Origin of the sequence: Methylobacterium sp. ME121, assembly GCF_000974725.1 — a bacterium.
Taxonomy (GTDB): domain Bacteria; phylum Pseudomonadota; class Alphaproteobacteria; order Rhizobiales; family Beijerinckiaceae; genus Methylobacterium; species Methylobacterium radiotolerans.
Genome location: NZ_BBUX01000064.1, coordinates 25402 through 34259 on the forward strand (window position 1 = coordinate 25402; position 8858 = coordinate 34259).

General features: G+C 71.8%; 13 protein-coding genes. 6 read left to right on the forward strand and 7 right to left on the reverse strand.

Annotation, left to right across the window (positions count from 1 at the left end; genetic code table 11):
* Positions 1 to 45: 45 nt before the first annotated feature.
* Entirely contained in the window at positions 46 to 264 is a 219-nt protein-coding gene (locus tag ME121_RS26340; protein ID WP_210383195.1) for a hypothetical protein, read from the forward strand.
* An 87-nt stretch (positions 265 to 351) separates the two neighbouring features.
* Here ME121_RS26340 and ME121_RS26345 read toward each other — a convergent pair whose 3' ends face one another.
* The 5 genes from ME121_RS26345 to ME121_RS26365 all read right to left on the reverse strand — a co-directional run bounded on the left by ME121_RS26345 (position 352) and on the right by ME121_RS26365 (position 2853).
* Positions 352 to 651 carry a PilZ domain-containing protein gene (locus tag ME121_RS26345; RefSeq protein ID WP_012318892.1) on the reverse strand — a complete coding sequence of 100 codons (300 nt, stop codon included), beginning with the start codon at positions 649 to 651 and terminating at the stop codon, positions 352 to 354.
* Positions 652 to 893: 242 nt separating this feature from the next.
* A complete protein-coding gene (locus ME121_RS26350; protein WP_012318893.1) occupies positions 894 to 1076 on the reverse strand; it encodes a hypothetical protein in 183 nt (60 codons plus the stop codon).
* Positions 1077 to 1361: 285 nt separating this feature from the next.
* Positions 1362 to 1736, reverse strand: a complete 375-nt coding sequence (locus tag ME121_RS26355) for a hypothetical protein (RefSeq protein WP_012318894.1) — start codon at positions 1734 to 1736, stop codon at positions 1362 to 1364.
* A 118-nt stretch (positions 1737 to 1854) separates the two neighbouring features.
* Positions 1855 to 2130 (reverse strand): hypothetical protein, encoded by a 276-nt coding sequence (locus ME121_RS26360; protein ID WP_012318895.1) that lies wholly within the window; start codon positions 2128 to 2130, stop codon positions 1855 to 1857.
* Positions 2131 to 2385: 255 nt separating this feature from the next.
* Positions 2386 to 2853, reverse strand: a complete 468-nt coding sequence (locus ME121_RS26365) for a Ros/MucR family transcriptional regulator (RefSeq protein WP_012318896.1) — start codon at positions 2851 to 2853, stop codon at positions 2386 to 2388.
* A gap of 273 nt (positions 2854 to 3126) precedes the next feature.
* Between ME121_RS26365 and ME121_RS26370 the strand changes: the two genes are divergently transcribed.
* The 5 genes from ME121_RS26370 (at position 3127) to ME121_RS26390 (ending at position 4791) form a co-directional block, all read left to right on the forward strand.
* The gene (locus ME121_RS26370) at positions 3127 to 3378 is read left to right on the forward strand and encodes a hypothetical protein (protein ID WP_306419169.1); all 252 of its coding nucleotides are present in this window, start codon (positions 3127 to 3129) and stop codon (positions 3376 to 3378) included.
* 34 nt (positions 3379 to 3412) lie between these two features.
* Entirely contained in the window at positions 3413 to 3598 is a 186-nt protein-coding gene (locus ME121_RS26375; protein ID WP_012318898.1) for a hypothetical protein, read from the forward strand.
* 52 nt (positions 3599 to 3650) lie between these two features.
* Positions 3651 to 3905 (forward strand): hypothetical protein, encoded by a 255-nt coding sequence (locus tag ME121_RS26380; RefSeq protein WP_012318899.1) that lies wholly within the window; start codon positions 3651 to 3653, stop codon positions 3903 to 3905.
* Positions 3906 to 4046: 141 nt separating this feature from the next.
* Positions 4047 to 4280 (forward strand): DUF6894 family protein, encoded by a 234-nt coding sequence (locus ME121_RS26385; RefSeq protein WP_059409891.1) that lies wholly within the window; start codon positions 4047 to 4049, stop codon positions 4278 to 4280.
* Positions 4281 to 4365: 85 nt separating this feature from the next.
* Complete coding sequence (locus tag ME121_RS26390) at positions 4366 to 4791, forward strand: hypothetical protein (RefSeq protein WP_012318901.1); 426 nt, start codon at positions 4366 to 4368, stop codon at positions 4789 to 4791.
* On the opposite strand, the gene ME121_RS26395 is transcribed toward ME121_RS26390, so the two are convergent.
* Together ME121_RS26395 and thrS are read right to left on the reverse strand one after the other, a co-directional pair.
* Positions 4749 to 5819, reverse strand: coding sequence for a sensor domain-containing diguanylate cyclase (locus tag ME121_RS26395; RefSeq protein WP_059409892.1), 1071 nt, complete (start codon positions 5817 to 5819; stop codon positions 4749 to 4751). The genes ME121_RS26390 and ME121_RS26395 overlap by 43 nt on opposite strands.
* A 289-nt stretch (positions 5820 to 6108) precedes the next feature.
* A complete protein-coding gene (thrS, locus tag ME121_RS26400) occupies positions 6109 to 8136 on the reverse strand; it encodes a threonine--tRNA ligase (protein ID WP_059409893.1) in 2028 nt (675 codons plus the stop codon).
* Positions 8137 to 8858 lie beyond the last annotated feature (722 nt).

The window sequence follows — 8858 nt, forward strand, 5'->3', positions numbered from 1 at the left end:
GCTTCGTCACGATGGCGGGAGGCGCGTTTCGGATCGCGACTCTATATGGGAGGCGCGAGCAGGGAGAGTGGTGTGTTCACCGTCAAGGGGATTGATCCGTCCGGTCGCGTCATGACGTTCGCCTGCGGGACGGACGAGCAGGCGATGGAGAAGACCTGGGAGCTGGCCCGGCGCGGCTTCCGCGAGATCACGGTCGCCGATCCGAAGGGCAAGGAGCTGTCGGCGGCCGCCTTCGAGCGCTCGCTCAACATCGACTGGGAGTGACGCGCGTCGGACGGCGACGCCGCTGCCGGCCGAGTCCGTCGATGACAGGAGCCGCGCCGCCCGCCGCGTGAACCGCCGAGGCGGCTGTCAGGTCGGTTCGAGCTCGCGCCAGAGATTCGCCCGGCCCGACCGCGCCGTCTCGGGGATGTCGGTGGTGGCCCCGATCTCCTCCGCCTTGCGCCAGATGGCGCGGCAGACGAGGATCTCGCTGCTCGCGTCGATGCTGAGGATGAAGCTGTCCGGGACGATCTCGGCATCCGGGAGCGCGACCCGCACGCCGCCGGCGGACCGGTCGTAGACGATGCAGGGCAAGCTTCGATGCTCGTCGACCGAGATGCTGCCGGTCTCGTTGAGAAGCGTGCGTGGAGCGCTGCGTCGTTCGAACATCACCGCCTCGAGAACCTCTGCCCGACAGGATCGGTCACCCGGGTTCAAGGGCGGTTTGCGAAATGCCTCGAATTGTCGGGATGCCCGCGTCCCTGTGAATTCTGAGCTCTATATGCGGTTTCGGTCGGGCACCGGATGCGCAGAGCCCCGCCACCCGCCGGTCGACGGGGGCGACGGATCCGCAGGGACGGGACGGCCTCGGTCCGACCGCTCGGCGGCCCGGGGCCTTCCGCGGACGCGACCTACCCGGTCACGACCTCGACGAGGGTGGTGAGGAAGCCCAGCGCGACGGCCCCGATGCCGCCCATGAAGGCGACGTCCCACCCGGCGAACTCCCGCGACTGGGGTGCGCGCAGGAAGGCGAACAGCGTGACGGCGGCCCCGCAGACGACGAGAGCGAGGGCCAGAAGTATTGGACGAGACATGGCGTTTCCCTCTGCGCCGGTCTCGCGGCCCTTGAGGGCTCTTGTAAACGGACGAGTGCGACCGGCTTGATCTGTTCAGGCTCTTCCGTCATCGGAGCATGACAGACGAGGACGCGGTGAACAAGGCGCTAATCTGTTCTGCACTGCGGAACAACGGCCGGAATGCCGCCTTCATCTGACGGGGCGCGGGCCTCGCGGCGCGCGCCGCCGCTGGGGTTGTCGTTCCCGAGGGGCATCGGCCGGCTGACCGCCCGGACCGGCCCGCAGGAACGGAAGCCGACGCGATCAGTCGATGAACACCCGGACGCCATCCGTGTTCAGGATGTCGCGCTGGTCGGCGCACCACTGCTCCGCGCCGACCGCGGCGATCTCGCCCGCGACCCGCCGGCCTTCCTCGGCGATGGCGTTCCGGGCGCGCGGGCGGCCGAGGGCCGCGTCCAGGGCTCGGCGCACCGTGCGGGACAGGCCTTCGGAAACCGTGTCGTCGATGGTGTAGAGCTTGCGGCAATACAGGACGATGCCGGCCTGCGCGCCGACGATCCGCACGAGCCCCTGGATCGTCTCAGCGCGCTTGGTGTCGTCCGCCTCCTCGGCGGCCCGGGCCGTGCCCGGCAGGACGGCCGTGGCCAGGAGGGCGGCGAACAGGAGGGCGCGAGTCATCCGGGGCATTCCTTCGGTCCGAGGCTGGACCCGAGTCCGGAGCGCCGCACCGCGCGGACCGTGCCACCCCGCTGCGTGCGCGGAGGATCCCGCGGGCGTGCCCGTCAGCGCCGGTCGGTCACTTGCGGGCGGCCATCAGGTCGTGGGTCAGGACGGTCAGCTTGCCGATCAGGTTGCTGATATCGGAGCCCTTGCAGGACCATTGCGTGCCGATCGCCTCGCCGTCCGCCGAGACGGAGACGACCGCCACCGAGCGCAGCCGGCCCTCGCGGGCCAGTGCCAACTGATCCTGCAACACGGCGATGATCGACGCGGTGTCCTCGTCCACGACCGCCGGCGCGATATGCGCCGGGAACGGTACGACCGAACTCGTCATCGTCTGCTCTCGCTTCATCTCGCCGAACCCTTCGGTAGCATCCTCGGGCCCCGGCGTGCGCATCAGCTTTGTGCAGAGTGTGGCAGCTTGTCCGTGTCGCGCGATGTCCTGGGCGCGTGTGGCGACGATGCAACGGTCTCGGCGCGGTTTCGGGCCGCGCGGCGGTCCGCTCCCCCGATCCGGGGGGAGGCCGGCGGCCGCGCGACGCGCCGGGCCCTGCGACGCGTCGTTGCGAGGGTGCCCCGAGCGGGGCACCCTCGGAGGTCTTCGTCCTCAGGCGGCCTTGCGGCCCCTGCGCTCGCGCTCGGCCATGGCGCCGGGCTGGCCCAGGCCGATCGCCTTGGCGAGGGCGGAACGCTGCTCGGCGTAGCTCGGGGCGACCATCGGATAGTCGGCCGGCAGGCCGTAGCGATCGCGGTAGCTGCGCGGGTCCAGGCCGTGGCTGGTCAGGTGACGCTTCAGCGTCTTGTAGGTCTTGCCGTCGATGAAGCTGACGATCCCGTCGTGCCGAACCGACTTGCGGATCTGGGCCGCGCTCGGCTTCTCGACCTCGGCCTGCGGAGCCGCGCCGATCTCCGCCGTCAGGGTCCCGGTGACGAGCCCGCTGATCGCGCCGTGCACCCGCGCGATCAGCGCCGGCAGCTCCGCGGCCGGCACCGGATTGTTCGACACGTAGGCGGCGACGATATCGCCCGCCAGCTCGATGAAGTTGGAGTTGGGCCCTGTGGTTTCTTCTGTCACTGCAAGATTCCTGGTGTGCCCCTCGCCCGCGATCTGCTACTTTTGAGCGCTGAATGCAAGTTACAAAAGCGTTGGTGGGCGGCATCCCGTGCATGATTGGGGTGCCCGTCGCGGAGAGCGGACAGCTATTCCTGGCGATTTGCGGCGGAGTATTTCCGAGCGCCTCTCGAGGCGGCCTATCGACTGCGGTAGAGTTTCCGCTCTGCGGAACGACCAGAACGTGCATCTGGCGGCCTCGAGCCCGGTGCGGCCGGGCCGGTGGTGTGTTCCGCCGTGAACCGCGGTGACGCGGCGGCCCGGCCGTGGCATGGCGCCACCATGCTGATGCTCGCCCTCCTCGTCGCCCTGCTGGCCGTCGTGGTCGCCATGTTCGTCCTGCGGCGGTGGACCGGGCGTCTCGCCTCGCTCGCGACGCTGCTGGCCGGGGCGATCATGGTCCTCTGGCTCGCCGAGGTCGGGCTGCTTCCCGGGACGCAGGGGCCGTTGACGGCGTATCGCCCGCTCGTGCCCGGACTCGACCGGTAACGGTTCGGTAAGCGTACCGGGCGGAGCATGGGGCATGCCCACGCTCTCCGCCCCGCGCCTGCTCACGTTCCTGGTGTCGGCCGTGCTGATCGGCCTCGCCGTCGCCAGCCTTTACACGCGCATCCCGATGGTCGGAAAAACCGTCGTGGCGCACCGGCAGTGGTTCTTCATCGGCGCCTACGCCCTGCTCGCCCTCGGGGTGACCACCCGCAGCCTGTAGCGGACCGCGCCGCGGTCTGTTCGCGACCGCGCGCCGCGCCGAGGACGCCGGAATGACCCTGAAGACCACCTACCTCGTGCAGCCGTTCGAGCTGCACCGGAACCGCCTGCGGCCCGCTCGCCAGGAGCCCGCACAGAGCGAGTTCGGTGCCCTCAAGAAGGCGGAGGCGCTGGCCGCCCGCATGCCGGGCGCCGCGGCCCTCAAGGTTGTGGCCGACGACGAGACCGGGGAGCTCGAGGGCGTCACCATCCTCGGCCAGTTCGGGACCGTTCCGGACGATTTCGCCGAGAGCCTGCTGGGGAGCTGACGCCGCCCGCCTGCCCGGCCTCACAACCGGCCGCGTCTGGGGGTGCGACACGGGCGACCTCGGATTGCGGCCCCCGGGAAACTACGTAGAAACAGCGGAGATTGATCCTTGCGAGCTCCGGCGCTCGCTGAGCTCGTATCCGTGCCCCGCTATTTCATCGACCTCCACGACGGCGCCAACTTGGTTCGCGACCGCGACGGCTTCGATCTTCCGGATCTCGCCGCGGCGCGGGTGCAGGCGGTGCGCATCCTGACCCGGCTCGCGCAGGGCCTGACCGATCCGATGGAGCGGCAGGATTACGTGATCGCCGTGCGCGACGAGCAGGGCGCGGTCCGCCTGCGTCTGCGGCTCTCCTACGATGTCGAGGGCGACTGACGGGGCGGCTGACGGGGCGGGGCGGGAAAGTCCGGCGCCCGGGCGCGTTGACGACGGCCGGCGCACGGGAAGGCCAGGAGATCGCATGCGACGTTCAACAGGTTTGACAGCCCCGCTCGCGGCGGCGCTGCTGCTGCTCGGTCCCGCCGGACAGGCGGTGGCGCAGACCGCGCCGCCCCCGCCCCCCGGCTCCGCCGCGGCGACGGCCGACAACGCCGTGCTGCTGACGGTCTTCCTGCGCCACGACCAGTCCCGCCCGCTGGCGGAGCTGAACGCGCAGCTCGCCAAGCAGGGCTTCTACAAGGCCTTCCCGCCGCCGGGGATCGAGGTCGTCTCCTGGAACGTCGTCATGGGGATCGGGCAGATCATCGTCCTGCGGCTGCCCGCGTCCCGCCTGCGCGAGGTCAACCGCGTCCTCGAGGACACGGCCTGGGGGGCCTACCGCACCGAGTTCTTCCCGACCTACGATTACAGGGCCGTGGGCCTCGCGGAGCACGAGAAGGCGCGCTGAGCGCCGTCCCGGCCGCCGCAGGCCGGCGGCGCCCTGCCCGGTTCCGCCGGCCCCGGATCCAGCGCGTCGTCCCACAGGTAGGGGTGGCCGAGGCGCTTGGCCGCGTACATCGCCGCGTCCGCCCGCTCCGCGAGGGCCTGCGCCCGGGTCGCGTGCAGGGGCGCGCAGGCCACGCCGATCGCCGCGCCGATGCGGACCGGCGACCCGGTCCCGAGGTCGTAGGGCTCGGCGAGGCGCGCCTGGAGGCGCAGGGCGAAGCCCAGGGCCGGGGCCGGCGCCGCGTCGCCGAGCAGGATGGTGAACTCGTCGCCGCCGAGCCGCGCGGCGCAATCGCCCGCGCCGAGCGCCGCCCGCAGGCGCTCGGCCAGCTGCCGCAGGAGCGCGTCGCCCACCGCGTGCCCGTGGCGGTCGTTCACCGGCTTGAAGCCGTCGAGGTCGAGGCACAGCAGCGCGCAGGGCGCGCCGTCGAGGTCCGCCAGGGTCCGCTCGAGCCGGGCCGCGAACAGGCGGCGGTTCGGCAGGCCGGTCAGCGGGTCGTGGTGGGCCATGTAGCGCAGGAGCGACTCCGCCCGGCAGCGCTCGGTCACGTCCTCCCACAGGGCGGTCCAGGCGCCGCCGGCCTGCGGGTGCAGCGTGATCGCGATCTGGCGCCCGTCCGCGAGCGTCTGCACCACGGCGTCGGTCGCGCCCCGGGCGAGGAGCCGCCGGCGCGCCGCCCAGAGGCCGCAGGGATCCCGGTCGGCCGGGAGGGCCCCCGCCGCGCTCGCCGCGCCCACCGCCCGGGCGTGCATGCCGGGCCGGACCCGGCTCGCGGGCGGGCCGAACAGGCGCCGGAACCCGTCGCTCACGAACAGCAGCCGGTCGGCGGAATCGAACAGGCACAGGCCGTGCGGCAGCGAATCCAGCGCCTGAACGATGCCGGGTCCGAGCTTGCGCCCGCGGCCGAGCCCGTCCTGGCGCCGGTCGCAGGCCACCTGCCGGTGGCGCCGCGCCAGCCTCGTCGCCGCCCTGCCCGCCTCCGCCGCCATGGCCGGTCCCCCGAAGCGCCCGACAGCGTCGTCGGGCGATTGCCGGATCGAGCCGGCTCGGAAATTAGTCTCCGGCCTTCATAGAATGGGATTCCTTTCGCCAACCTTGACGAAAGTTGTGCGCGTTGAGCGATCCACGCCGAGATTGACCATCCGCAAGTTGAGACCGCGATCCCGACACGCGAACTCTGTCGGTCGCCGGCTCGAACCCGGCCTCGACGCGGTGGATCCGCGCTGTCGTCCCGGGCGCCGCCGCGCGGCGCCGGGACGACGTCTTCCGGAGGCCCCGTCAGGGCGCGTCGTGCCGGTCGTGGTGGGCGTCGAGCACCGTGTCGCTGGTCGGGACCGTCGCGGCGACCGCCTCGGCGCGGCGGATGTCCGGCGCGGTCGCCTCCTCCACGAAGGCCGCCACGGCCTCGGTCAGCGGCAGCGTGCGGGTCTGCTGGCTGCCGAGCCGCCGGATCGAGACCGTCCGCTCCTCCGCCTCGCGGCGGCCGAGCGCCAGCAGCACCGGCACCTTGGCCAGCGAGTGCTCGCGGACCTTGTAGTTGATCTTCTCGTTGCGCAGATCCGCCTCGACCCGCAGGCCCGCGCGCTCCAGGGTGCGGATGACGTCGCGGGCGTAGGCGTCGGCCTCGCCGGTGATCGTCGCCACCACGACCTGGACCGGCGCCAGCCACAGGGGGAAGTGCCCGGCGAAGTGCTCGATCAGGATGCCGGTGAAGCGCTCCATCGAGCCGCAGATCGCCCGGTGGACCATCACGGGCGGCTTCCGGGCGCCGTCGGCGTCGATGTAGAAGGCGCCGAACCGCTCGGGCAGGTTGAAATCCACCTGCGTGGTCCCGCACTGCCAGTCGCGGCCGATGGCGTCGCGCAGCACGTACTCGAATTTGGGCCCGTAGAACGCGCCCTCCCCCGGGTTGACCGCGGTCCGGATCCGCCCGCCGGACTGCTCCTCGATCTGCGCCAGCACGCGGGTCATCACGTCCTCGGCGTGGTCCCAGAGGGCGTCGGAGCCGACGCGCTTCTCGGGCCGCGTCGAGAGCTTCACGACGATCTGGTCGAAGCCGAAATCCGCGTAGGTCGAGAGGATCAGGTCGTTGATCTTCAGGCACTCGTCGGCGAGCTGGTCCTCGGTGCAGAAGACGTGGGCGTCGTCCTGCGTGAAGCCGCGCACGCGCATCAGCCCGTGCATGGCGCCGGACGGCTCGTAGCGGTGGACGATGCCGAACTCGGCCATGCGCAGGGGCAGGTCGCGGTAGGATTTCAGGCCGTGCTTGAAGATCTGCACGTGGCCCGGGCAGTTCATCGGCTTGAGGGCGAACCAGCGCTTGTCCTCGGCCTCCTCGCCCGCGGACTGCGCGGCGAACATGTTCTCCCGGTACCACCCCCAGTGGCCGGAGGTCTCCCACAGGGCCTTGTCGAGGATCTGCGGGGCGTTCACCTCGGCGTAGTCGCCGCGCAGGCGCCGGCGCATGTAGGCGATCAGCTCCTGGAAGATCGTCCAGCCCTTGGCGTGCCAGAAGACGACGCCCGGGCCCTCCTCCTGGAAGTGGAACAGGTCCATCTCGCGGCCGAGCCGGCGGTGGTCGCGGCGCTCGGCCTCCTCCAGCCGGTGCAGGTAATCGTCGAGGTCGGCCTGGTTCGCCCAGGCCGTCCCGTAGATGCGGGTCAGCATCGGGTTGTTCGAATCACCCCGCCAGTAGGCGCCCGCGACCTTCATCAGCTTGAAGGCCGTGCCGACCTTGCCGGTCGAGGTCATGTGCGGGCCGCGGCAGAGGTCGAACCAGTCGCCCTGGCGGTAGATCTTCAGGTCCTCGCCCGGCGGGATCGCGTCGACCAGCTCGACCTTGAAGCCCTCACCCTTGCCGGCGAACAGGCCGCGCACGTCGTCGCGCGTCCAGACCTCCTTGGTGAAGGGCGCGTCGCGCGCGATGATCTCGCGCATCTTCGCCTCGATCTTCGGGAAGTCCTCGGGCGTGAACGGGGTCTCGCGGTGGAAGTCGTAGTAGAAGCCGTTCTCGATCACCGGGCCGATCGTGACCTGCGTCTCCGGCCAGAGCGCCTGCACAGCCTCGGCGAGCACGTGCGCGCAGTCGTGGCGGATCAGCTCCAGGCTGCGCGGGTCGGTGCGGTCCAGGAACTCGATGCGGGCATCGCGGTCGATCGGGTCGTCGAGGTCGGCGACCGTGCCGTCGAGCGCCATGGCGACGGCGCGCTTGGCCAGCGACTTGGCGATGCCCTCGACCACGGCGCGGCCGGTGGTGCCGGCGGCGATCTCCCGCGTGTTGCCGTCGGGGAAGGTGAGAATCGGCATGGTGCGCGCGTCTCCGGGCTCAGTCCTGCATACGGGGCAGGTAAGCGATTTCGAGGGAGCGGCCGTGTAGACCGATTTCTCGGGCGAGGGAACAACGGTGCGGTGCAACTCCACGCATCCCTGGCCCCCGCCCGCCGTTCCGACGCGCGTGATCGTCCCCGCGCGCCTGGGCGCCGGGGGCATGGCCCGGGAGACCGCACGAGGGACGCGGGACGCCGCGGGAACCCAGGTGTCGGCCAAGTACGCGCGGGATCCGATCCCCGCGGCGCCCCGCGGCACCGGCCGGGCCTCTCCCCCGGCCGCTGCCGTTTTTCTCGTCGCGGCGTCTCCGACGTCCCGGTCCTGCGACTCCCCGTTAGCGGTCTCGGGCGAGGTGCGCGCACGCCGTGCCCGCAACCCCCGGAACCCGCATCGGCGCCGTGGCCTTCCAGCCGTCCCCCGCCTCGTCGTGGGCGGGTCCGCAGGTCGCTCAGGGTCAGCCCAGAGGCGGGTCGGCGCGGGGGCATTTCCTCCCCCGCCGGGCAGAGTGCCGCCCGGTCTCACGCCCGCGTCCGAGGCACGCCCCGCACCGGTCCGCCGCCCGGGGCGATGGCGGCTGAGAGCCACCGACGCGGGCGCCGCCCCGTCCCCGGACCCGACCGGTCAGCCACCGGGCAGGCCCCCGAAGGACGCCCCGGGATCGCTCCCGAAACGCCGCGGACAGGTGCGGTCAGGAAGCACAG

What these genes read in the sequence shown, in the direction of transcription:
- ME121_RS26340 (WP_210383195.1), top strand. Translation starts at nt 46, where the DNA reads ATGGGAGGCGCGAGCAGGGAGAGTGGTGTGTTCACCGTCAAGGGGATT.
- ME121_RS26345 (WP_012318892.1), bottom strand. Translation starts at nt 651, where the DNA reads ATGTTCGAACGACGCAGCGCTCCACGCACGCTTCTCAACGAGACCGGC.
- ME121_RS26350 (WP_012318893.1), bottom strand. Translation starts at nt 1,076, where the DNA reads ATGTCTCGTCCAATACTTCTGGCCCTCGCTCTCGTCGTCTGCGGGGCC.
- ME121_RS26355 (WP_012318894.1), bottom strand. Translation starts at nt 1,736, where the DNA reads ATGACTCGCGCCCTCCTGTTCGCCGCCCTCCTGGCCACGGCCGTCCTG.
- ME121_RS26360 (WP_012318895.1), bottom strand. Translation starts at nt 2,130, where the DNA reads ATGAAGCGAGAGCAGACGATGACGAGTTCGGTCGTACCGTTCCCGGCG.
- ME121_RS26375 (WP_012318898.1), top strand. Translation starts at nt 3,413, where the DNA reads ATGCCCACGCTCTCCGCCCCGCGCCTGCTCACGTTCCTGGTGTCGGCC.
- ME121_RS26380 (WP_012318899.1), top strand. Translation starts at nt 3,651, where the DNA reads ATGACCCTGAAGACCACCTACCTCGTGCAGCCGTTCGAGCTGCACCGG.
- ME121_RS26390 (WP_012318901.1), top strand. Translation starts at nt 4,366, where the DNA reads ATGCGACGTTCAACAGGTTTGACAGCCCCGCTCGCGGCGGCGCTGCTG.
- ME121_RS26395 (WP_059409892.1), bottom strand. Translation starts at nt 5,819, where the DNA reads ATGGCGGCGGAGGCGGGCAGGGCGGCGACGAGGCTGGCGCGGCGCCAC.
- thrS (WP_059409893.1), bottom strand. Translation starts at nt 8,136, where the DNA reads ATGCCGATTCTCACCTTCCCCGACGGCAACACGCGGGAGATCGCCGCC.